We start from the raw sequence: 21,678 nt of genomic DNA on the forward strand, positions 1-21,678 counted from the left end.
GTTTCCAACAAGAGAGCATATGGGCGAATTCGATGCCATCCGACCTTACGACGACAGTGAAGTACCGGCCGTCCTGGCCCGGCTGTTCGGCGACCAGGCGTTTCTAGATATCCTCACCCACTTCCGCTTCCCGCGCCTGGCCGGCGCCTTCGGCTGGCTGCTCAGACCCTTGATCGCCTACCGCCTGCGCCGTGAGTTCGCCGGTGTGACGTCGGTCGCCACCTTGCAGGACAAGGTCGAGGTCTATGTCGACCAGACCATCGAGCGCGCCACCGACGGTGTCACCTACACCGGCGTCGAACAGTTCAAGTCAGGCCAGGCCTACCTGTTCCTGGCCAACCACCGCGACATCGTGATGGACCCGGCTTTCGTCAACTATGCCGTGTATCACGCCGGTTTGCCCACGCCGCGTATCGCCATTGGCGACAACCTGCTGCAAAAGCCCTTTGTCAGCGATCTGATGCGCCTGAACAAGAGCTTTATCGTGCACCGCTCGATCGCCGGACGACGGGAAAAGATGGCCGCCTATCAGCTGCTCTCGGCTTACATCAACCATTCGATCCGCCATGATTGCCAGTCAATCTGGATCGCCCAGGCCGAAGGACGGGCCAAGGACGGTGACGACCGTACCGAATCGGCGATCCTGAAAATGTTCCATATGAGCCGCAAGGACGAGCCATTCGCCGCAGTCATCCGTTCGTTGAACCTGACGCCGGTGTCCATCAGCTACGAATATGACCCCTGCGACCAGGCCAAGGCCCGCGAACTGTATATCCGCGCCACCACCGGTAGCTACACCAAGGCGCCGGGCGAGGATGACGTCAGCATCGCCAAGGGCATCACCGGCTATAAGGGCCGGGTACATGTGAACTTCGCCGCGCCCCTGACCGATGAATTCGAGGACACCAAGGTCCTGGCCACGGAAATGGACCGGCAGATTCTCGAAGGTTATCGCCTGTTCCCGGTGCACTACCTGGCGTATGCCCAGTGGAGCGGCGCCGATCCGCAGTTGCAGGTGCCGGGTGCCGCCCAGGTGTTTGCCGCCGACGAACTGGCCAAGGCCGAGGCGCAATGGCAGAGCCGCCTGGTGGCCTGCCCGGCCGAGCACCGTCCGTACCTGGTGCAGCAATATGCCACGCCAGTGCGCAATCAGTACCGGGTCAAGGCCGGCCTGGCACTGCCATAGCCACAATCTGTAAACGACAACGGCGCCCACGGGCGCCGTTGTCGTTTCTGTTGGTCGGGTTAATTTCCATTGTCACCGGAACGTCACCTTAACAAGCCAGTCTGTCGCCCCTCGATAGCCCACGGAGCTTGTCATGTTGCACGCAGAGAACCAGGATCGTCTTTATCTGATCGCCCCCAGCGACGAACAGGAGGCCCTGGTGGACGCCATGTCGTTCAACGTCCAGGACCGCCATTGGCTGGTGTATTGCGCCCTGGGAGGGCATCAGCACGCCGACCTGCCGGAAGCCGACCTGCTGACCGGGGTCAGCATGCTGGATCTTTATGTGGAAGCGGCGTGAGGTTGCCACGCCAAACCTTTGGCTGCCCTTGGGACCCCATCGCCGGCAAGCCGGCTCCTATAGGTTATTCGCCCAGCACCTGGCCGATTTTCGGGTCCTTGAACACCCGGGTCAGCGCATCGCTCAATACGTCGCTGATCAACTTGGTGTTTGCCTCTTCGTTCGGCGCCATGCCGAAACGCTGGTTCAACGACGCCCCATAACTACCGCTGTAATGACGGTTGGCGTTGGTCACGTCAGAACGGAAGTTGGCGCCGATGGTCGCCTCGGTCACGTAGACACCCTCTTTCGGCGACTGATAGGTCAGATCGGACAACGTCACGGTCAGGGTCGGCGCATTCATGCCGTTGGGCGAAGGGGTAAAGCCCAGCAGGCGCACGGCCGCATCGGCCTGGGCCTGCAGTTTCGGGATCAGGTCGGCCCCTTGCACGGTAATCGCGCTGGTTTCAGGGTACAGGCCGCCGCGCGTGCCCAATACCGGCGAGCGACGACCGTCCACCACCCGAACCACCACCGGCTGACCATGGCCGACCGGCGCCAGTTGAGTGGTGAGGGTGGGCTGCGGGCTGAGTTGTTGCGGGCTGTTGGCACAGCCGACAAGCGTCAAACTGGTTACAGTGATCAAACCGAACAACAGGCGTTGCAACATGCTCATCTCTCCAAGGACCAGGCATCATTCAGGCGCTGAGTATAGCGGGGGCCGGGCGTCGGTCACCAGCACCACCACCGGCTGCTGAAAAGTCTGACAAGCACGCCCGGCCGGCGTTCCTGTCACACACCTGTCACAGTGGCCTGCGACCCTGAGCACGGGCTCTGATCGACGCCGTCGCCCGGCATCTGACCAGATGTCGAATAAAAGTCATTAAACACGACCATTTCCCCCCGTTTCTTAGTTACAATCTCCCCCCGATTATAAGGACGTCTCCTGATCGGGCCTCGCAGCACCGCCAATGCGCTTGCATCGGCACCTTCGTACTGCCCACAGAGAGCCGCCCACACAGATCGAGTGAAGCCGGCGAGCTTGCTGTTACCTGCGCAAACCACCGTTTTCAGCGAATCTGCCAGAGCTGCCCTTGTGCTCGCTCACTGAGTTGTTGGCCCGTGCCGCCTGCCCTTCCCGGCCGGTATTCGCACCGCGGGCCCGGTGACAGACCGCGGCAGCCCTTTTTTGAGGTTCACGTCTTCAAAAGAGCGTGAAAAAACGGGTTTTCACAACTTCACGAGAGTGTGGCGAACAAATGAATAGTTTCGCGTCTGAACAAGCACCATCAGCGTCCCCAACAGCCTCATCACACAGGACCCGATACACCCCGACAGGTGCTTGATACCTGTTCGCTTACGGATTTGGTTGCACGAATCGGACGCTCTTGACCATAAGTCGAATTGCCCGTGTTGCCCGCACATGCGTTCATACGCACTTTGGGCCCACCGGCAGCGTCCGCTGAAGTTGCAAGAAATTGCGAAGAATCGGACATGGCCATCCTGGTCGGGTCATTGCTGGGCTAACGTCAAACGTGCCCCGCCCATGCCCGGCAGCCATGCCGTCAATGTGGTGCTGCAGATTTTGGAGACGCGTTAATGGCGCATAACGAAGCAGTTGATGTGGTCCTGGTTGGGGCCGGCATCATGAGTGCCACCCTTGCGGTGCTGCTCAAGGAGCTCGACCCCGCGATCAAGCTGGAAGTCGTCGAGCTGATGGATTCCGGTGCCGCGGAGAGTTCCAACCCGTGGAACAACGCCGGTACCGGTCATGCCGGGCTGTGCGAGCTGAACTACACGCCGCAGGCGGCTGACGGCTCCATCGACATCAAGAAAGCCGTGCACATCAACACCCAGTTCGAGGTGTCGAAGCAGTTCTGGGCCTATCTGGCGCAGAAAGGCACCTTCGGTTCGTGCAAGTCCTTCATCAGTCCGGTGCCGCACCTGAGCTTCGTCCAGGGCGACAAGGGCGTGGCCTTCCTCAAGAAGCGCTTTGAAGCCCTGCATCCGCACCACGCCTTCGCCGAGATGGAATACACCGAAGACCGCGCGAAGATGGCCGAGTGGATGCCGCTGATGATGCCGGGCCGTCCGGCCGACGAGGCGATTGCCGCGACCCGTGTGATGAAAGGTACCGACGTCAACTTCGGCGCCCTGACCAATCAGTTGCTCAAGCACCTGACCAGTGCGCCCGACGCCCAGGTCAAGTACTGCAAGCGCGTCACCGGCCTCAAGCGCAACGGCGCCGGCTGGACCGTGAGCATCAAGGACGTGAACAGCGGTAACAGCCGTGACGTCGATGCCAAGTTCGTCTTCCTCGGTGCCGGCGGCGCGGCGTTGCCGTTGCTGCAAGCTTCGGGTATCGAGGAAAGCAAAGGCTTCGGCGGTTTCCCGGTGAGCGGCCAGTGGCTGCGTTGCGACAACCCGGAAGTGGTCAAGCACCACCAGGCCAAGGTCTACAGCCAGGCCGCCGTGGGTTCGCCGCCGATGTCCGTGCCGCACCTGGACACCCGTGTGGTCGACGGCCAGAAATCCCTGCTGTTCGGGCCTTATGCCGGTTTCACCACCAAGTTCCTCAAGCACGGTTCGCTGATGGACCTGCCGCTCTCGGTACGTGCCGGCAACATCGGCCCGATGCTGGCCGTGGCCCGCGACAACATGGACCTGACCAAGTACCTGATCAGCGAAGTGATGCAGTCCATGGAACAGCGCCTGGAATCCCTGCGCCGCTTCTATCCGGAGGTGAAAGCCGAGGACTGGCGCCTGGAAACGGCCGGCCAGCGGGTGCAGATCATCAAGAAGGACCCGAAGAAAGGCGGCGTCCTGCAGTTCGGTACCGAACTGGTGGCGGCCAAGGACGGCTCGTTGGCCGCCCTGCTCGGCGCCTCGCCGGGCGCATCGGTAACGGTGTCGATCATGCTCGAACTGATCGAACGCTGCTTCCCGGAAAAAGCCAAGGGTGAGTGGGCGACCAAGCTCCATGAGATCTTCCCGGCACGGGAAAAGGTCCTGGAAACGGATGCGCAGTTGTATCGCCAGATCAACGCACAGAACAACCTGCGTCTGGAACTGGTTGAGCCGAGCAGCGAGACCGAAAGCTACGCTTGAGCTGATCGCTGACAAAAACGCCCCGCCCTTCGGTTGAAGAGCGGGGCGTTTTTCTTTGGATCAGAACCGCAAAAAGTGGCGAGCGGGCTCGCCCGCGCTGGGCTGCGAAGCAGTCGCAAAACCTGTGATTGCGTTCTGCCTGACACTATGAGGTCGCTGGCTTTAGGGCTGCTTCGCAGCCCAGCGCGGGCAAGCCCGCTCGCCACAACAAGCTCGCTCGCCGCAAAGGTTCGGATCAGCCGCGAGCGTTATCGATCAGCTCGATATAGTCGCCGGCGTTGCGCTGATCGCGGATCAGGCCCACGAAGTCCTGGCCGTGTTCGTCCTTGCCATCGAGGTCGTAACCGGCTTCCTTGAAGAACACCAGGAAACGCTCGAAATCGTCGATACGCAGGCCACGGTAGGCCTTGATCAGTTTGTGCAGGGACGGCGAAGTGGCGTCGACCGGCTCGAAATCGAGAAACAACTTGATCTGCGCATCGCCGATCTCGTCACCAATCACCTGTTTCTTATCTTTGCGCATTACCGGCTCCAGCCAACAGACATTACACGGGGCAGGCAGTTTACCCCCGCCTCTGCTCCGGTCTCAACGAGTACTAACTGATCCGCTCCGCTCCTGCGCCAACGGTGAAACCCCGAGGGTAAAAACTGTGCTCCGAAGCCCGCACGCAGCGTCTAGCAGCATGTAGCCCCGCAACCCGGCGGGAAGTGACTGCGAGCCCGAGCATGCAAGCGCTGTTGAACGAGATCCTCGATGAAGTCCGGCCATTGATCGGCCAGGGCAAGGTGGCCAATTACATTCCGGCGCTGGCAGATGTGCCGGCTAATCAACTGGGTATTGCCGTGTATGGCAATGACGGCGAAATGTTCTGTGCCGGCGACGCGCAGACACCGTTCTCGATCCAGAGTATTTCCAAGGTCTTCAGCCTGGTGCAGGCGATCAACCACTCCGGCGAGGCGATCTGGGAACGGCTGGGCCATGAACCCTCCGGGCAGCCGTTCAACTCGCTGGTGCAGCTGGAGTTCGAACGCGGCCGTCCACGTAACCCGTTTATCAATGCCGGGGCCCTGGTGATCTGCGATATCAATCAATCGCGCTTCGCCGCTCCGGCGCTGTCGATGCGCGATTTCGCCCGGCGCCTATCGGGCAATATGCAGGTCATGGTCGACGGCAAGGTGGCCGAGTCGGAATACCAGCACCGGGCACGCAACGCGGCCATGGCCTATCTGATGCAGTCGTTCGGCAACTTTCACAACGATGTGGAAGCCGTCCTGCGCAGCTATTTCAGTCACTGTGCCCTGCGTATGAACTGCATCGACCTGGCGCGGGCGTTCGGCTTCCTGGCCAACGACGGGTTCTGCAAGCACAGCGGCGAACAGATCCTGACCCGGCGCCAGACCCAGCAGGTCAACTCGATCATGGCCACCAGCGGGCTGTACGACGAGGCCGGGAACTTTGCCTATCGGGTCGGTTTGCCGGGCAAGAGCGGCGTGGGTGGCGGGATTGTCGCGGTGGTGCCGGGGCGCTTTACCGTTTGCGTCTGGGCACCGGAGCTGAATGTGGCCGGCAACTCGCTGGTGGGGATGGCAGCGCTGGAACTGCTGAGCGAGCGGATTGGTTGGTCGGTGTTCTGATCACAAACTTTGTGGAGACCGGTTTGTCTGGCAATGCGATGTATGTGGGAGCGCAGCTTGCCCGCGAAGCTTTTGGCGCCCTCAGGGCCCCTTTCGCGGGCAAGCTGCGCTCCCACACGACCTCGGCACCCGCAAGATCCGGTGCCGATCCTGAGACTCAGGTAATCGGCGCCGGATTGAACAAGGTAATGTCGTTGTGCAGCTTGTGCTGCTCGGCCCAGGTCTTTTTCCGCCCGCTGGCGACATCCAGGTAGTAGTTGAACAACTCCCAACCCAGGTCCTCGATGGAAGCCCGCCCCGTGGCAATCCGCCCGGCATCGATGTCGATCAGGTCCGGCCAGCGCTGGGCCAGCTCGGTACGGGTCGAAACCTTGACCACCGGTGCCATCGCCAGCCCATAAGGCGTGCCACGCCCGGTGGTGAACACATGCAGGTTCATCCCGGCCGCCAGTTGCAAGGTGCCGCAGACAAAGTCACTGGCCGGCGTCGCGCAGAAGATCAGGCCCTTGCGCGTGAAACGCTCGCCCGGGCCGAGCACACCGTTGATCGCGCTGCTGCCGGACTTGACGATGGAACCCAGGGACTTCTCAACGATATTCGACAACCCGCCCTTCTTGTTCCCCGGCGTGGTATTGGCGCTGCGGTCGGCCTCGCCCTTGGCCAGGTAGCGGTCGTACCAGTCCATCTCGCGCACCAGCGCCTCGGCCACCGGCAGGCTCTCCGCCCGCGAAGTCAGCAGGTAGATCGCATCACGTACCTCCGTCACTTCGGAAAACATCACCGTCGCCCCGGCCCGCAACAACAGATCTGACGCATAACCCAAGGCCGGGTTGGCGGTGATCCCGGAAAACGCATCGCTGCCACCGCATTGCATGCCGAGGATCAGCTCCGACGCCGGCACGGTTTCCCGCCGCCGCTGATCGAGCTTCTTCAGACGGGTTTCCGCCAATGCCATGATCTGCTCGATCATCTCGGTAAACCCGTGGCTGGAATCCTGCAGCCGATACAACCACGGCTCGCTCAGGTCCACCGAACTGTCACCCTCGTGCATCACCTGCCCGGCCTGCAACTTCTCGCAGCCCAGGCTGATCACCAAGGCTTCGCCGCCCAGATTCGGGTTGCGTGCCAGGTTGCGCACGGTACGGATCGGAATATAGGCATCGGTCGCGGTAATCGCCACGCCGCAGCCATAGCTGTGGGTCAACGCGACGACATCGTCGACATGCGGGTACTTGGGCAGCAGCTCATCCTTGATGCGCTTGACCGCGTGGTTCAGCACACCGGTGACACACTGCACGGTGGTGGTGATGCCGAGGATATTGCGCGTACCGACGGTGCCGTCGGCATTGCGATAACCCTCGAAGGTAAAGCCTTCCAGGGGCGCCTGGGCCGCCGGCACATCGGTGGACAGCGGCAGGCTGTCCAGCGGCGGCGCGGTGGGCATGCGCAGTTGATCTTCCTTGACCCAACTGCCCCGGGGAATCGGCAGCAAGGCGTAGCCGATGACCTGGCCGTAGCGGATCACTTCGCCGCCCTCGGCGATATCCACCAGCGTCACCTTGTGACTCTGGGGAATGTGCTCGCGGGTCACCAGGCCGTCCGGGAACTCGGTACCGGCCGGTACACCCTGGTCATTGACCACGATCACCACATTGTCCCGCTCGTGCAGGCGGATGTAGCGCGGCGAGTCGGAATGTTCAATCAACTGCATGACGCCGCTCCTCAGGAATGGGCTTGGGACAGACGGGGTTCGCTATGGTGCTTGGGACCGGCCGGCGGCTCGCGCAGTTCGACGCGCTTGATCTCACCGACGATCACCACATAGCTGATCACCGCCAACAGCGCGTTGGCGCCGACAAACACCAGGGCCCACTTGAACGAACCGGTGGAACTGATGATGTAGCCGATCACGATCGGCGTGGTGATGGAAGCGATATTGCCGAACATGTTGAACAGGCCGCCACTCAAGCCGGCGATCTGCTTCGGCGAGGTATCGGAAACCACTGCCCAACCCAGCGCGCCGACGCCCTTGCCGAAGAAGGCCAGGGCCATGAAGCCCACCACCATCCATTCGATGTCCACATAGTTGCAGGCGACGATGGTGGTCGAGAGCAACAGGCCGCCGATGATCGGCGCCTTGCGGGCAAACGTCAGGGAATGGCCGCGACGCAGCAGGTAGTCGGAGATGATCCCGCCCAGCACACCACCGATAAAACCGCAGATGGCCGGCAAGGAGGCGATGAAGCCGGCCTTGAGGATGGTCATGCCGCGCTCCTGCACCAGGTACACCGGGAACCAGGTCAGGAAGAAATAGGTGATGCCGTTGATACAGTACTGGCCCAGGTAGACGCCGAGCATCATGCGGTTGGTCAGCAGTTGGCGCACATAGTCCCACTTCGGCCCGCCATCGGCGACCTTGCCCTGGTCCATGTCGACCATGCCGCCGTTCTCGGCGATATGGGTGAACTCGGCGTCGTTGATCATCGGGTGCTGGCGCGGGCTGTGGATGACTTTCAGCCAGATCAGCGAAAACACTACGCCCAGGCACCCCATCACCAGGAACACATGCTGCCAGCCAAAGCTGAATACGATCCAGCCCATCAGCGGTGCGAACAGCACGGTGGCGAAGTATTGCGCGGAGTTGAAGATCGCCGAGGCGGTGCCGCGTTCGGCGGTGGGGAACCAGGCCGCGACGATACGGGCGTTACCGGGAAAGGATGGCGCTTCGGCCAGGCCCACCAGGAAGCGCAGCATGAACAGCGCGACCACGGCGGTGGAGACGCCGAACTCGCCGACATAACCTTGCAGCGCGGTGAACAGCGACCAGGTGAAGATGCTCAGCGCATAGACTTTTTTCGAGCCGAAACGGTCGAGCAGCCAGCCTCCGGGAATCTGCCCGAGCACATAGGCCCAGCCAAAGGCGGAGAAGATATAACCGAGGGTAACGGCGTCGATGCCGAGGCTTTTTTGCAGGCTGGAGCCGGCAATCGCGATGGTGGCACGGTCGGCATAATTGATCGTGGTCACCAGAAACAGCATGAGCAGAATCAAATAGCGGACATGTGTCTGCTTGGTCGCTTGCATGTAGATGTACTCCCACTCTTTATTTTTTTACGCGGGTAAACATTCAGTGATCTACCGCACGGGGCCTCAGGCAAGGGCCCCGTGCGGGTAAGACAGGTTACGAACCGATGTAGCTGGTCTTGACCACGGTGTAGAACTCCTGGGCATAGCGACCCTGTTCACGGGAACCGTAGGACGAACCTTTGCGCCCGCCGAACGGCACGTGGTAATCCACGCCCGCGGTCGGCAGGTTGACCATCACCATCCCGGCCTGGGAGTGGCGCTTGAAGTGGTTGGCGTACTTCAGCGAGGTGGTGGCAATACCGGCGGAGAGGCCGAACTCGGTGTCGTTGGCCATGGCCAGCGCGGCTTCGTAATCGGCGACGCGGACGATATTGGCCACCGGGCCGAAGATCTCTTCGCGGCTGATGCGCATCGAGGCTTCGCTGTCGGCAAACAGGGTCGGCGCGAGGAAATAGCCTTCGGTATCGCAGGTCACCAGCTCACCGCCGGACACCAGGCGGGCGCCTTCGGACTGGCCGATATTGATGTAGCTCAGATCCTGCTCCAGTTGCGCCTGGGAGACCACCGGACCGATGTCAGTACCGCTCTTGAGGGCGTGACCGACCTTGATCGAACGCATGCGCTCGGCCATGGCCTCGACAAACTTGTCGTGGATCCCGGCGGTGACGATCAAACGGCTGGACGCCGTGCAACGTTGGCCGGTGGAGTAGAACGCGCTCTGCACCGCCAGCTCGACGGCCTGCTTGAGGTCGGCATCGTCGAGGATGACCTGCGGGTTCTTGCCGCCCATCTCCAACTGTACCTTGGCCTGGCGCGACACGCAGTTGACCGCGATTTGCCGGCCGACGCCGACCGAGCCGGTGAAGCTGATGCCGTCGATTTTCCGGCTGTTGACCATGGCGTCACCGACCAGCCGGCCGCTGCCCATCACCAGGTTGAACACACCGGCCGGGAAGCCGGCACGGGAAATGATTTCCGCCAGGGCCCAGGCACAACCCGGCACCAGTTCGGCCGGTTTGAGCACCACGCAGTTACCGTAGGCCAGGGCCGGAGCGATCTTCCAGGCCGGAATCGCGATCGGGAAGTTCCACGGGGTGATCAGGCCAACCACGCCCAGCGCTTCACGAGTCACTTCAACGTTGACGCCCGGACGCACCGACGGCAGGTAGTCGCCGGACAGACGCAGGCATTCGCCGGCAAAGAACTTGAAGATATTGCCGGCGCGGCTGACTTCGCCAATGGCTTCGGGCAGGGTCTTGCCCTCTTCCCGGGCCAGCAGGTTACCCAGCTCTTCGCGACGGGCAAGAATTTCCGAACCGACCTTGTCCAGCGCATCGCTGCGGGCCTGGATGCCGGAGGTGGACCAGGCCGGGAACGCCTCACGGGCGGCGTCGATAGCCGACTGTACCTGGGCCAGGTCAGCCTTGGCGTACTGGCCAATGACATCGGACAAGTCCGACGGGTTGATATTGGCCGAGTACTCGGCACCGGCGACCCATTGGCCACCGATGTAGTTGTCGAAACGTTTTGCATCTGCCACGGAAAACCTCCTGAACCGAAAAAGCCGCTGATTGCTCAGCGGCCTGGTTTGTTCGCTCTTACTGTGCGCCTTGCTTGTCGATCAGCGCGGCCAGGGCGTCGTATTCGTCCGGCAGCAGGTCGGTCAGCGGCGTGCGCACGGGGCCGGCGTCATAACCGACGATCTTCGCCCCGGCCTTGACGATACTCACAGCGTAGCCGGAGCGACGGTTGCGGATATCCAGGTACGGCAGGAAGAAGTCGTCGATGATCTTGCCGACGGTGGCGTGATCGTCCCGGGCAATGGCGTGGTAGAAATCCATCGCGGTTTTCGGGATGAAGTTGAACACCGCCGAGGAGTAGACCGGCACACCCAGGGCCTTGTAGGCCGCGGCATAGACCTCCGCGGTCGGCAGGCCGCCGAGGTAGCTGAAACGATCGCCGAGACGGTGACGGATCGACACCATCAGTTCGATATCGCCGAGGCCATCCTTGTAGCCGATCAGGTTCGGGCAGCGCTCGGCCAGACGTTCCAGCAGCGGCGCGGTCAGGCGGCAGACGTTGCGGTTGTACACCACCACGCCGATCTTCACCGACTTGCACACCGCTTCAACGTGGGCGGCAACCCCTTCCTGGCTGGCTTCGGTCAGATAGTGCGGCAGCAACAGCAGGCCCTTGGCCCCCAGGCGTTCGGCTTCCTGGGCGTACTCGATGGCCTGGCGGGTCGCACCACCGACACCGGCGAGGATCGGCACGCTGCCGGCACAGGTATCGACGGCGGTTTTGACGACTTCGGAATATTCACTGGCCGCCAGGGAGAAGAACTCACCGGTACCGCCGGCGGCGAACAGCGCGGTGGCGCCGTAAGGGGCCAGCCACTCCAGGCGCTTGACGTAGCCAGCGCGATGGAAATCGCCCTGGGCATTGAAATCGGTCACCGGGAAGGACAGCAAACCGGAGGAGAGGATGGACTTCAGTTCTTGTGGATTCATTATTCGAACACCCTGGAAAGCACGTTGTGATGAAAGAGACAGCGCAGACTGGCTGATGTCGTACGTCATCGTACAACTTAAATAACAAAGGTCAACAGGAATCGCTCAACAGATCCCACAAGATTTTCCCTCCTTGACGTGGGATTTTTTTCATCTAAGCTCAATTTTAACTGTATATCCATACAGTTTATTTGAACGAAAAAGACGACATATCAAGGAGCCAGACATGTCAGCCACTCAACAGCGCGCGCAGGATTTCCTGCTGCACGACGGCAAGGTCATTGCCGAACTGGACAGCCTCTTCACAGAACAAGGCATCGCCATTCCGGGCGATGGCGCGGCGCTGATCCTGCTCGCCGAAGGTCATCACACCCTCAAGTATCACCAGCCAACCGCATTCGACAACGCGCTCAAGGGCAAGCCGCAGGCGCGCTTCGAAGGTGGCGAACACAGTGCCATCGGCGACAGCGCTCTGCTGCGTTTTGCCAAGGACGCACCGGCCATTCCGGCCTGGCAGGTCGAACTCCATCTGACCAACGGTCTGGCCTTGACCTACGGCCAGATCGTCGCCCTGGGCGGCGACTTCTACGGTATTCCGGACCGGCCGATCGCCGACGGCGGCACCCCGGCGGACCGTCAGGCACGCTTTACCGAGGCCTTCAACTCGCTGGCGGTGCTGCCCGCCTCCCGCGAGGAAGCGCAGAAAATCCTCCAGGTGATGAAAACCGAGATCAATGCCGCCAACCAGGCGATCAAGGACGGCAAGCAACCTCACGAAGCCTACGACGAACTGGGCGATACCCTATCCGGCGAATGGAACAAGATTACCGGTGGCGGCAGCTTTGCCTCGCCGCTGTTCCCCCTGGGCCGCTACCTGAAACTGGCCGCGAGCAACTGGGACCACTTCGGCGAATGGGTTCTGCTGGCTTACCAGGCCGGGCACGCCGCAGCCCTGCAACAGGCGGCCCTGGCGCACAAGAGCGGTGTCGACCTGGATCTGGAACTGGCCTACGCGATGAACGCCTTTGCCGATCATTTCCTCACCGATCTGTTCTCCGGTGGCCATTTGCGCGTACCGCGCAAGCAATTGGCCGACAGTGTTACTCCCAGCGACGTGGGGTCGCTGATCTCTCGTTTCATGCACGACGAAGACAGCAAGTTCGGCCTGAAAGTCAGCAATGGCCATGGCGATCGCTGGAACTGCTACGGCGACAAGCGCTACTTCGACACGCTCGACAGCGGCAACCGAGTGCAGGTCAAAAAGGCGGTGCAGCAATCGGCGGATGAAGTGTTCGCGGTGTTTCTCAGCGGCGTCGTCGTCCCACCCGAGGCCTATGCCGCGCTGCGCACGGTGCCGGACCTGGCGAAGGTGGAAAACAGCCAGGACAGCCTGAACTTCGCCCCGCTGTTTGCCCTCAAGCGCAAGGCCGTGTTGCGCCGCAACGACGTCAACAACCTCAACGACCGCAGCCAGAGCGACAGTTGGTGGGGTTGGAGTACCTACCTACTGCTCAAGGACTACCAGCCGAACAAACCGGCGGGTTACCTCAATCCGCCCGGTGTCGCCCCGGCGATCAAGGCCGATGGTTGGCAGAGCCAGACACCCAGCGAACCCAACTGGCTGCCGGGTAACGCCGTGCGCTATGCCTTCAGTTACACCAGGGGGCTGGACGAGTCCTATATCGGCCCGTGGACGGCCTATGCCGAACTGACCGAGCGCTTCCAGCCGAGCTTGACCGTGCCGGTGGATAGCTCAGTGGGGGCAACGGGACGGAATGTGTTCCGCCAGTTCCGTGGCGGTTCGCCGGAGCTGATCGGCACGCTGGACGGCCAGGCCGGCACCTTTATCGACAACCATCAGTGACAGGGAGATCAGTCATGACCTTTACCGTAAAACTCGAACTGGCGTCCGGTCAGTCGCTCAAGGATATGCCGCTGGAACTGCTGGCCGATGGCGTGGCAGTTGCCCGGGCGAAGGCGGATGCAACCGGCAAAGTCGTGTTTGATGTGCGGGCAAAAGCGGCGAAATGGGCGGTGCGTGTGGATCGCACGATCCTGCACAAACGTTAAGTACACCTAGACAGTGGCGAGGGGGCTTGCCCCCGTTCGGCTGCGAAGCAGTCGTAAACCCGGGTACCTCAATCTATCTGACAGAGTGCGGTCGCTGGTTTCAGGGCCGCTTCGCGCCCCAACGGGGGCAAGCCCCCTCGCCACAATAATGAATGCTCCCTCTCGGATTGATCTCGCTTAGCCCTTCTGCGCCTCGGCCTCCTCATGGGCCTGGCGCAACCGCTCGCGGCTGTTGGTCAAATGCAGGCGCATTGCCGCCCGCGCCGCATCAGAGTCCTGACGGGCAATCGCCTCATAGATCTCTTCGTGCTCACGCCCCAGCCGATTCATATAGTGCTGCTGGTCATCATGGGCCAGCCGCGCCGAATTCAAGCGCGTCCGCGGAATGATGCTGGTGCCCAGGTGAGTCATGATATCGGTGAAGTAACGGTTGCCGGTGGACAGGGCGATCTGCAGGTGGAACTGGAAATCCGAAGCCACCGCATCGCTGGCATGGGCCGCGCTTTCATTCAACGCGTCCAGTGCCGCGCGCATCGCCGCCAACTGCTCGACGCTGCGGCGCTGCGCCGCCAACCCCGCCGACTCGACTTCCAGGCTGATACGCAGCTCCAGGATCGCCAGCACATCGCGCAGGGTCACCACCGTCGCCGGATCGATACGAAAACCGCTGGGGCTCGGCGTGTCCAGCACGAAGGTGCCTATGCCATGGCGGGTTTCCACCTGCCCGGCCGCCTGCAGGCGCGAGATCGCCTCGCGCACCACCGTGCGGCTGACACCATGGGCCTCCATGATCGCCGACTCGGTGGGTAACTTGTCGCCGCGCTTGAGCTGGCCATCGCGGATCTGCTCGGAAAGCACCGTGACCAGTTCCTGGGCAAGACTACGGCGCTTTCGGGTCGGGCGAAGCCCGGCGCTCTGGTTTTCCATATAGAACATCTATCTCGGCTGAACGGCTGAGCGCGCATCATAGCTCAACCGGGTTGTACGATCACCGTTGACTATGCGCTGACCGCTTCCTGAGGCACCAAGTGCCCGCGTTCGATACGCAAATGTCGTGGGTGGAACTTGTTCAAGCTGCTGCGATGGCCGACGCTGACAATGCTCAAGCCCGGGATCTGATCGATCAGCGCCTGATACAGCACCGCTTCATCCTCCTCGTCCATGGCCGCGGTGGCCTCGTCGAGGAACAACCATTGCGGGGTATAGAGCAGTGCACGGGCGAAGGCCAGCCGCTGCTGCTCGCCCGGCGACAACATACGCTGCCAGTGATTGCTCTCGTCCAGTCGTGCGGCCAGGTGTGGCAGACGACATGTCTGCAAGACCTCCTGGTAACGTTCATCCAGGTAGGCGTCCCCGGGCTGTGGATAACTCATCACCTCCCGCAGGCTGCCAATCGGCAGGTAAGGCTTCTGCGGCAGGAACAGCGAGCGCCCGGCCGGCAAGCGAATACTGCCGGCGCCACGCGGCCAGAGATTACCCATGGCACGCAACAGACTGCTTTTGCCACTGCCGGAACGCCCGCTGAGCATCAACCGCTCGCCCGGCGCGACATTCATGTTTGCACCCGACAGCAAATGCCGACCGTCCGCCAGATCCAGGCTCAGGCTGCTGACCTGCAACGCCTCGCCCTGGCTCTGCACATCGATGGCCGGTGACCGCTCTTCATTGTCGACCATGGCCTGACGGAAACTCAGCAAACGGTCGCAAGTCGCTCTCCATACCGCGATGCTGGAGTAAGCATCGATGAACCAACTGAAATTTTCCTGCACATTGCCAAAGGCCGAGTTGATCTGCATCAGCTCGCCGAGCTGGATCTTGCCGGCGAAATAGCGCGGCGCCGCCACCATGAACGGGAAGATGATCGCGATCTGGCTGTAGCCGGCGGTGAAGAACGTCAGGCGCTTGGTGACCCGCATCAGCGACCAGTAGTTGGACCAGACCTTGCCGAAACGCGTACTCAGGCGCTGGTTTTCATTCGGCTCGCCGTCATACAGGGCAATGCTTTCCGCATTTTCACGGACCCGCACCAGGGAGAAACGCATATCGGCTTCGAAGCGTTGCTGTTGGTTGTTCAACGGGATCAAGTGACGCCCGATCAGCCGGGTCAGCCAGCTGCCGACGGCCGCGTAGAGGAAGGCACACCAGAACATGTAGCCGGGAATGCTGATACCGAAGACTTCGATGCTCCCCGATACCCCCCAGAGGATGATCGAGAACGACACCAGGCTGACCACTGTGCGAAACAGCCCCAGGCCCAGCGTCAGCGTATCGGCGGTAAAACTGTTGAGGTCTTCGCTCAGCCGCTGGTCCGGGTTATCGGTGTTGCCACTCGCCTCCATCTGATAGTAGTTCTTGTGCTCGAGCCAGCGTTTGAAATGCTGCTCGGTCAGCCAGCGGCGCCAACTGATGGTCAGCATCTGGGTCAGGTACAGGCGATAGACCGCGCCGAGGATGGCAACGGCGGCAATACCGCCGAAATACAGGATCAGGTGCCAGAAGGCCTCACCGTTTTTCTCCTGCAAGGCGTTGTAGAAATCCTTGTACCAATTGTTCAGCCAGACCGAAATACCGACACTGAATAGCGACAGGGCCACCACAGAGATCAGCAACAACCAGGCCTTGCCCTTCTCTTCGCTGCGCCAATATGGCGAGGCCAGTTGCCAGACCCTACGAAAAAAGTGCCCTTTTACTGCATCGTTGACCGCGGAATATTCAGCGTTCTTAGTCATTCTAAGGCTCGGTTGGCGTAAGAAATTTCACCAACCGATCATAAATGATTCGTACGCGGCGTAGCGCGATTTGCAAAGGATTCGTTCAGCGCCGGTTCAGCGCCGCACCGGCCGTTTCTGCAATTTGCGCTGCAAGGTCCGCCGGTGCATGCCCAGGGCGCGGGCGGTGGCGGAGATATTGCCTTCGTGCTCGGTCAGCACGCGCTGGATATGCTCCCATTGCAGGCGATCCACCGACATCGGGTTTTCCGGCACCAGGGTATCGAGGTCGGCATGCTCGGAGAGCAGCGCCGCCAGCACGTCGTCGGCATCCGCCGGCTTGCACAGGTAGTTGCAGGCGCCGCGCTTGATCGCTTCGACCGCCGTGGCGATGCTCGAATAGCCGGTGAGGATCAGCACGCGCATCTCCGGATCGAGCTCCAGCAGCTTGGGCAGCAGCACCAGACCGGAATCGCCGTCCATCTTCAGGTCCAGCGCGGCGTAGTCCGGCAGATCCTGCTGGGCCAGGACCAGGCCCTCTTCGGCGGAACCGGCGGTACTGACGCGAAAGCCGCGGCGGCTCATGGCTCGCGCCATTACGCGGGTAAAGGTGGCGTCATCGTCCACCAGCAACAGGTGCGGCAGTTCCTCGCCTTCGACCTGGATCTCGTCACTCATGCTTCTTCTCCTCGGGCAACACGGGGCAGGCGCAGCTCGGTGAGCGTGCCACCTTCCTCGTGACTGTAGAGTTTCACCGAGCCGCCGGCGCGTGTCACGCTGGCCTTGCTCAAGAACAGGCCCAGGCCGAAGCCTTTGCCCTTGGTGGTAAAAAATGGTTTGCCGATCTGCTCGGCGATGGCCAGCGGCACACCGGCACCGTGGTCACGAATGCTGATGGTCAGATTCTCCTCATCCCAGTCAAGCCGCACTTCGAGGCCCTCGGGACAGGCGTCGGCGGCGTTGTTCAACAGGTTGAGCAACGCCTGGGTCAGGTCCGGCGGCGGTGCCAGGCGCGGTACCTCGCCCTGGCCCAGGCGCTGGAAGCGGTAGCTGGCTTCCGGACGCATCAGGTGCCAACGGTTCAGCGCTTCGTCGAGCCAGACCGTGACGTCCTGCATCTCCACCGCCAGCCGGCGGTTGGCCTCGGCGGCGCGAACCAGTTGCTGCAGGGTCTGCTTGCACAGTTTGACCTGGTCCTGGAGCACGCTCAGGTCGTCCTGGAGCAGCGGGTCCGCATGATCCTGGCGCATTTCCTTGAGCAGTACGCTCATGGTCGCCAGGGGCGTACCCAGTTCGTGGGCGGCGCCGGCGGCCTGGGTCGCCACGGCCAGCAGTTGCTGGTCACGCAGGCCCTCTTCGCGACGCAAGGCGCGCAATTCTTCCTGGCGGCGCAATTCCTCGGCCATCTTCGCCGCGAAGAAGGTGATCACCGCGGCGGCCAGGGCAAAGCTCAGCCACATACCATAGATCTGCAGCTTTTCCCGGGAGATCGGGAAGGTTTCCAGGGGGTAGAACTGCACCAGCAGCAAGGTGTACAGCACCAGCGCCGCGCCGGAGAGGACCACCGAATAGCGCCAGGGCAAGGTCACTGCGGCGATGGTCAATGGCACCAGGTAATAGGAGACGAAGGGGTTGGTCGAACCGCCGGAGAAATACAGCAAGGCGCTGTGGATAAACAGGTCGCAGGCCAGTTGCACGGCGTATTCGAGCTCGGTGACCGGCCAGGTGGTACGCAGGCGCACCACCGTGAAGGCGCAGAGCACCATGGAACAGCCCAGGGTCATCGCCAGTTGCAGCCACGGCAACGGTAGCAGCTGGAACCAGTAGGCGATGCCCACGGAACCGGCCTGAGCGGCCAGCACCAGAATACGGATGAAGGTCAGACGCCAGAGGTTCTGACGGGTCGCGGACAGCAATTGAACGGGGGCGAGCATGAGCTCTCCTGATGAGTGCTCCAGGCGGATCGCCAGGAGTATAACCAAGCCGTGGCCTGGACAGGCGAATGTGCGGCAAACCGCCACAGTCGCTAAACATCGGCTCAAGGCAAAGGGCCTGCGGTAGTGAGAGGGCTTGCCCTAATGCCATTCAGTTAAACGCCACGTAGCTAATGTGGTTCAGTCAAGGGAATGGGATTCTGAAAACACCCCGCAACTGTGGGAGCGGAGCTTGCCCGCGAAGGGTGCGCCGCGGTCCTGCTGGTACACCGCGTCATCGTTCTTCGCGGGCAAGCTCCGCTCCCACAGTTTTTTTGCGCATGAGGATAGTTGTTGTGCTGGAACACCCATTTGTAGGCGCCGGCTTGCCGGCGATATCGGTGGAGCACCCCGCATCGCCATGCCTGAAAAGGTGACAGGCTCACTGTCACCTTTCAGCTTCAATCAAATGAATGGCTGTCCACCGAGGGTGACACTGGATGAGGCGATGGCGAGCCTTCCAGCAACGCCTCCACCACCGCCCGCGCCACTTCCACCGAATGCAGCATGCCCCAGAACAGCGCCCGTTCGACGGGGTTGGTATGCAGGCTGATTTCGTCGCCATTGAGTTCAGCCGTTTCGAGCAGTCGCGACACGTAGGTCAGCGCATCCTGGGCATTGATGCCTGGTTGGATGGCAAACAGCGTGGGCTTGCAGGGATCTTCGGGGATGACGGGTTTGGAGGAGGTGAACGCGAGGGTATCGAGCAGCCGAGGTGTGCCTGAAAGTGCCGATTCGGCCTTGTCTAAAGGACCATTCGGAATTCTGCACAGGTACGTCTCTTTATCAGCGGTGCTAGGGGCTTTGCGAGTGGTCGGCGGATCGGGGGTGATCTTCTTACTAGTCATGGAGACTCTCCTATTCAAGATAAGGGATTCATCCACTCTCGCTGCGACACAAGGGTGGCGAACTGCACGCAGGTTCGCAGACCGGTGAATAGGAACCGGCAGGGCTAGGCCTCCTGCGCACAGCTCGCCATAACGCGAGTACAAAAATACCGCTTTCGCGGCGCTGTGCGCCTATTCACTAGCGGGCTGCGAAACCCGTATCGCTGAATTTGCAGCGACCCCCAAACTCTAGCCCTCACTGCGGGCGCACACAATATTCTCCCACGTCTGAAGTGCGTAGGAAATACGAGACTTTTTGGCGGGATATTTCTTTTGTTGGTGGTTGGAGGCGTGAGCTCAACCACTCAACAGGACCTAGCAGCGACTCAAAAAGACCCAGTGAGATGCCGATGCGCGTGGCTGAAAAAAATGCTTCAGGCATGTTTTTGGAACCCTGCACCAAGATGCCGATGTTGATGTATTGATCCGTGCGCCAGGCAGCCGTTGCGGTGAGCGTTTTAGATGGTTTTTTTTGTGAGCGTCCCGCAGTACCCGTGAACCGATAGTCACGCTTGATGATTTCAGCATGGAGCTTATCTATCGGGTCTGTTTCCCAGCCGTTGAGCGCAGCCAGCGACAAAAGCGCTTCGTTAATGTCCTCGATCAGCGACTGGCGAATGGCGCTATCCGCAGCATCCTCAGGTAGGTTATCGAGGTGGATGAATGGATGAGAGTAGGTGCAAACATCCATGAGCGTTTGCTCTGTTTCGACTGGCGCCTGCTGTAGAATTATCTTGGCAATGCCGCTGGCAGGTAGCTTGACTTGGTAGCAAGAAGATAAATATAGAGTACGACTGCCTCTCGAATGCTGTGAGCTTGGAGGTGCGCCGTAGGGGAGGCGATTTCGAGTATCAATAGATATTTGCTCATCAGAACTCTATTTCGTCGCGTTTGGCAATACGTTATCCACTGAATTAACCCCAACCCCAATCTAAATCTTTTAGCTTTTGCTGGTTTAACTGCTTTTCTTTTTGTCTAGATAAAATGTAAGATATTTTTTGGGTCGTTCTTGGAAAGCCCTTGATTTACCATATCGGTAAGCTTCATCAAACAGTCGATAGGCCTCTTCGTGCTCATCCAGCTCGAAACAGGCTATTCCGAGGCTGACTATTGGTCCGGTATCAATTTCTGAACTTCTGCCTTTCAATGCTATCTCTGCCCAGTGTTTGGCCAGTTTGAAGTCCGAGCTATCAAGGTAATAATTATATAGCGAGCCGGAAATCCAGCCTGTTAATAGATCCCAATCCAGTTTGAAGTCAGGTAATAGCTCCCATGCTTCTTGATAAGCTGCTAGGGCCTCATTCTTCTGTCCAGACTCATCGAACTCATTACCTTCTGTCATGAGGGACATGATTTTTTCCGCCAGTTTAGGCTGGGTATCGAATAGGTCTTTCATCGGCTTTTACCCTTTAAAAATAATTTGGTTTTTCTGCTGGCCCAATAAAATCACCTGGGTCTCTATAGCGATCTGTTAATTTGGCACCTTGAGAACGGTTATGACCATAGTACTCCAATTCATAGTTGTCAGCGTCTCGCATCCAACCTCGGACTTCCTTGGTTTTTGCTCCATGGTAACCACCATTCTGATTCCAGTACTTGACGGCATCTGTTCGGTGTGCCATGTCAGCGTCTTTGATGGAATACCACTTTTTATCCGTTGAACTCCGGAACATCATATTTTTACCAGAGCCCATAATTCGTTTTTCTGCCCGCATGCGGGCTATAACGGCCTTTCCTGTGCGGCTATTTTTGCCTGGCGTTCGACCCACCGTATTAAGACGGCATGATAAGCCTAGCGGGTCAACCCAACTGAAAGGGTTACGAGCATATGAATAAAAATTCAGACCACCTCTCAACCCAATCGGATCCGGCGTGGTAAACCGCCCCACATCCGGATCATAGAACCTGAACGTGTTGTAGTGCAGCCCTATTTCCCGGTCCAGGTACTGACCCTGGAACCGCAGGTTCTGTTCCTCGATGTAATAGGGTTCGCGTATCTCTTCAAGGGTGTTGCCCCAGACCCGATAGCGGGCCTGCCACACCGTGGCTCCGTCGGCTTCGGTCAATTGCTCGGGTAGGCCATTGAGGTCGTTGTGGTAGTAACGGACCTTTTGCAATTCCCCGCTGCCATCGACCCGAGCCAGCGGTTCATAGCCGTCGCCTTCGTAGAGATAGAGGCTGGTCTGAGTGTTCTT

At 60.3% G+C, this 21,678-nt stretch carries 20 protein-coding genes; 6 read left to right on the forward strand and 14 right to left on the reverse strand.

Annotated features, from left to right (window positions below; all coding sequences use genetic code 11):
* Positions 1-19: 19 nt before the first annotated feature.
* The gene (locus M5B99_RS06940; RefSeq protein ID WP_248803327.1) at positions 20-1,186 is read left to right on the forward strand and encodes a 1-acyl-sn-glycerol-3-phosphate acyltransferase; all 1,167 of its coding nucleotides are present in this window, start codon (positions 20-22) and stop codon (positions 1,184-1,186) included.
* A 133-nt stretch (positions 1,187-1,319) separates the two neighbouring features.
* Positions 1,320-1,526 carry a hypothetical protein gene (locus M5B99_RS06945; RefSeq protein WP_121134733.1) on the forward strand — a complete coding sequence of 69 codons (207 nt, stop codon included), beginning with the start codon at positions 1,320-1,322 and terminating at the stop codon, positions 1,524-1,526.
* Positions 1,527-1,590: 64 nt separating this feature from the next.
* Here M5B99_RS06945 and M5B99_RS06950 read toward each other — a convergent pair whose 3' ends face one another.
* A complete protein-coding gene (locus M5B99_RS06950; protein WP_248803328.1) occupies positions 1,591-2,175 on the reverse strand; it encodes a YajG family lipoprotein in 585 nt (194 codons plus the stop codon).
* Between the two features lie 929 nt (positions 2,176-3,104).
* On the opposite strand from M5B99_RS06950, the gene mqo reads away from it, so the two are divergent.
* The gene (mqo, locus tag M5B99_RS06955) at positions 3,105-4,613 is read left to right on the forward strand and encodes a malate dehydrogenase (quinone) (RefSeq protein ID WP_248803329.1); all 1,509 of its coding nucleotides are present in this window, start codon (positions 3,105-3,107) and stop codon (positions 4,611-4,613) included.
* Positions 4,614-4,848: 235 nt separating this feature from the next.
* On the opposite strand, the gene M5B99_RS06960 is transcribed toward mqo, so the two are convergent.
* The gene (locus tag M5B99_RS06960) at positions 4,849-5,136 is read right to left on the reverse strand and encodes a PA4642 family protein (RefSeq protein ID WP_248803330.1); all 288 of its coding nucleotides are present in this window, start codon (positions 5,134-5,136) and stop codon (positions 4,849-4,851) included.
* Between the two features lie 203 nt (positions 5,137-5,339).
* On the opposite strand from M5B99_RS06960, the gene glsB reads away from it, so the two are divergent.
* Entirely contained in the window at positions 5,340-6,248 is a 909-nt protein-coding gene (gene glsB / locus M5B99_RS06965; RefSeq protein ID WP_103494736.1) for a glutaminase B, read from the forward strand.
* A 157-nt stretch (positions 6,249-6,405) separates the two neighbouring features.
* On the opposite strand, the gene garD is transcribed toward glsB, so the two are convergent.
* The 4 genes from garD to kdgD all read right to left on the reverse strand — a co-directional run bounded on the left by garD (position 6,406) and on the right by kdgD (position 11,845).
* Entirely contained in the window at positions 6,406-7,959 is a 1,554-nt protein-coding gene (garD, locus tag M5B99_RS06970) for a galactarate dehydratase (protein ID WP_248803331.1), read from the reverse strand.
* An 11-nt stretch (positions 7,960-7,970) separates the two neighbouring features.
* The gene (locus M5B99_RS06975) at positions 7,971-9,332 is read right to left on the reverse strand and encodes an MFS transporter (protein WP_248803332.1); all 1,362 of its coding nucleotides are present in this window, start codon (positions 9,330-9,332) and stop codon (positions 7,971-7,973) included.
* Positions 9,333-9,429: 97 nt separating this feature from the next.
* Positions 9,430-10,875 (reverse strand): aldehyde dehydrogenase family protein, encoded by a 1,446-nt coding sequence (locus M5B99_RS06980; RefSeq protein WP_248803333.1) that lies wholly within the window; start codon positions 10,873-10,875, stop codon positions 9,430-9,432.
* Between the two features lie 58 nt (positions 10,876-10,933).
* On the reverse strand, positions 10,934-11,845 hold the full coding sequence (gene kdgD / locus M5B99_RS06985) for a 5-dehydro-4-deoxyglucarate dehydratase (RefSeq protein ID WP_248803334.1): 912 nt from the start codon (positions 11,843-11,845) through the stop codon (positions 10,934-10,936).
* 226 nt (positions 11,846-12,071) lie between these two features.
* Here kdgD and M5B99_RS06990 point away from each other — a divergent pair, with 226 nt between their 5' ends.
* A complete protein-coding gene (locus M5B99_RS06990) occupies positions 12,072-13,709 on the forward strand; it encodes a phospholipase (protein ID WP_248803335.1) in 1,638 nt (545 codons plus the stop codon).
* A 14-nt stretch (positions 13,710-13,723) separates the two neighbouring features.
* Positions 13,724-13,915, forward strand: a complete 192-nt coding sequence (locus tag M5B99_RS06995) for a hypothetical protein (protein ID WP_248803336.1) — start codon at positions 13,724-13,726, stop codon at positions 13,913-13,915.
* Between the two features lie 177 nt (positions 13,916-14,092).
* Here M5B99_RS06995 and M5B99_RS07000 read toward each other — a convergent pair whose 3' ends face one another.
* The 8 genes from M5B99_RS07000 to M5B99_RS07035 all read right to left on the reverse strand — a co-directional run.
* The gene (locus M5B99_RS07000) at positions 14,093-14,842 is read right to left on the reverse strand and encodes a FadR/GntR family transcriptional regulator (RefSeq protein WP_248803337.1); all 750 of its coding nucleotides are present in this window, start codon (positions 14,840-14,842) and stop codon (positions 14,093-14,095) included.
* 71 nt (positions 14,843-14,913) lie between these two features.
* On the reverse strand, positions 14,914-16,644 hold the full coding sequence (locus tag M5B99_RS07005) for an ABC transporter ATP-binding protein/permease (RefSeq protein ID WP_248803338.1): 1,731 nt from the start codon (positions 16,642-16,644) through the stop codon (positions 14,914-14,916).
* A gap of 96 nt (positions 16,645-16,740) precedes the next feature.
* Complete coding sequence (locus tag M5B99_RS07010) at positions 16,741-17,301, reverse strand: response regulator transcription factor (RefSeq protein ID WP_248803339.1); 561 nt, start codon at positions 17,299-17,301, stop codon at positions 16,741-16,743.
* Positions 17,298-18,557, reverse strand: coding sequence for an ATP-binding protein (locus M5B99_RS07015; protein ID WP_248803340.1), 1,260 nt, complete (start codon positions 18,555-18,557; stop codon positions 17,298-17,300). The genes M5B99_RS07010 and M5B99_RS07015 overlap by 4 nt, the downstream gene beginning before the upstream one ends.
* A gap of 440 nt (positions 18,558-18,997) precedes the next feature.
* Positions 18,998-19,444 (reverse strand): hypothetical protein, encoded by a 447-nt coding sequence (locus M5B99_RS07020; protein WP_248803341.1) that lies wholly within the window; start codon positions 19,442-19,444, stop codon positions 18,998-19,000.
* 235 nt (positions 19,445-19,679) lie between these two features.
* Positions 19,680-20,174 (reverse strand): hypothetical protein, encoded by a 495-nt coding sequence (locus M5B99_RS07025; protein ID WP_248803342.1) that lies wholly within the window; start codon positions 20,172-20,174, stop codon positions 19,680-19,682.
* Positions 20,175-20,438: 264 nt separating this feature from the next.
* On the reverse strand, positions 20,439-20,879 hold the full coding sequence (locus M5B99_RS07030) for a hypothetical protein (RefSeq protein ID WP_248803343.1): 441 nt from the start codon (positions 20,877-20,879) through the stop codon (positions 20,439-20,441).
* 13 nt (positions 20,880-20,892) lie between these two features.
* Positions 20,893-21,678, reverse strand: a 786-nt coding sequence (locus tag M5B99_RS07035) for an RHS repeat-associated core domain-containing protein (protein ID WP_248803344.1), incomplete at its 5' end; no start/stop codon positions are given.

It is taken from the genome of Pseudomonas sp. MWU13-2100, assembly GCF_023242365.1.
Taxonomy (GTDB): Bacteria; Pseudomonadota; Gammaproteobacteria; order Pseudomonadales; family Pseudomonadaceae; genus Aquipseudomonas.

Excerpts from the sequence above, each read along its gene's own strand:
- M5B99_RS06940 (WP_248803327.1), top strand. The coding sequence starts at position 20 with ATGGGCGAATTCGATGCCATCCGACCTTACGACGACAGTGAAGTACCG.
- M5B99_RS06945 (WP_121134733.1), top strand. The coding sequence starts at position 1,320 with ATGTTGCACGCAGAGAACCAGGATCGTCTTTATCTGATCGCCCCCAGC.
- M5B99_RS06950 (WP_248803328.1), bottom strand. The coding sequence starts at position 2,175 with ATGTTGCAACGCCTGTTGTTCGGTTTGATCACTGTAACCAGTTTGACG.
- mqo (WP_248803329.1), top strand. The coding sequence starts at position 3,105 with ATGGCGCATAACGAAGCAGTTGATGTGGTCCTGGTTGGGGCCGGCATC.
- M5B99_RS06960 (WP_248803330.1), bottom strand. The coding sequence starts at position 5,136 with ATGCGCAAAGATAAGAAACAGGTGATTGGTGACGAGATCGGCGATGCG.
- glsB (WP_103494736.1), top strand. The coding sequence starts at position 5,340 with ATGCAAGCGCTGTTGAACGAGATCCTCGATGAAGTCCGGCCATTGATC.
- garD (WP_248803331.1), bottom strand. The coding sequence starts at position 7,959 with ATGCAGTTGATTGAACATTCCGACTCGCCGCGCTACATCCGCCTGCAC.
- M5B99_RS06975 (WP_248803332.1), bottom strand. The coding sequence starts at position 9,332 with ATGCAAGCGACCAAGCAGACACATGTCCGCTATTTGATTCTGCTCATG.
- kdgD (WP_248803334.1), bottom strand. The coding sequence starts at position 11,845 with ATGAATCCACAAGAACTGAAGTCCATCCTCTCCTCCGGTTTGCTGTCC.
- M5B99_RS06990 (WP_248803335.1), top strand. The coding sequence starts at position 12,072 with ATGTCAGCCACTCAACAGCGCGCGCAGGATTTCCTGCTGCACGACGGC.
- M5B99_RS06995 (WP_248803336.1), top strand. The coding sequence starts at position 13,724 with ATGACCTTTACCGTAAAACTCGAACTGGCGTCCGGTCAGTCGCTCAAG.
- M5B99_RS07000 (WP_248803337.1), bottom strand. The coding sequence starts at position 14,842 with ATGGAAAACCAGAGCGCCGGGCTTCGCCCGACCCGAAAGCGCCGTAGT.
- M5B99_RS07005 (WP_248803338.1), bottom strand. The coding sequence starts at position 16,644 with ATGACTAAGAACGCTGAATATTCCGCGGTCAACGATGCAGTAAAAGGG.
- M5B99_RS07010 (WP_248803339.1), bottom strand. The coding sequence starts at position 17,301 with ATGAGTGACGAGATCCAGGTCGAAGGCGAGGAACTGCCGCACCTGTTG.
- M5B99_RS07015 (WP_248803340.1), bottom strand. The coding sequence starts at position 18,557 with ATGCTCGCCCCCGTTCAATTGCTGTCCGCGACCCGTCAGAACCTCTGG.
- M5B99_RS07020 (WP_248803341.1), bottom strand. The coding sequence starts at position 19,444 with ATGACTAGTAAGAAGATCACCCCCGATCCGCCGACCACTCGCAAAGCC.
- M5B99_RS07025 (WP_248803342.1), bottom strand. The coding sequence starts at position 20,174 with ATGGATGTTTGCACCTACTCTCATCCATTCATCCACCTCGATAACCTA.
- M5B99_RS07030 (WP_248803343.1), bottom strand. The coding sequence starts at position 20,879 with ATGAAAGACCTATTCGATACCCAGCCTAAACTGGCGGAAAAAATCATG.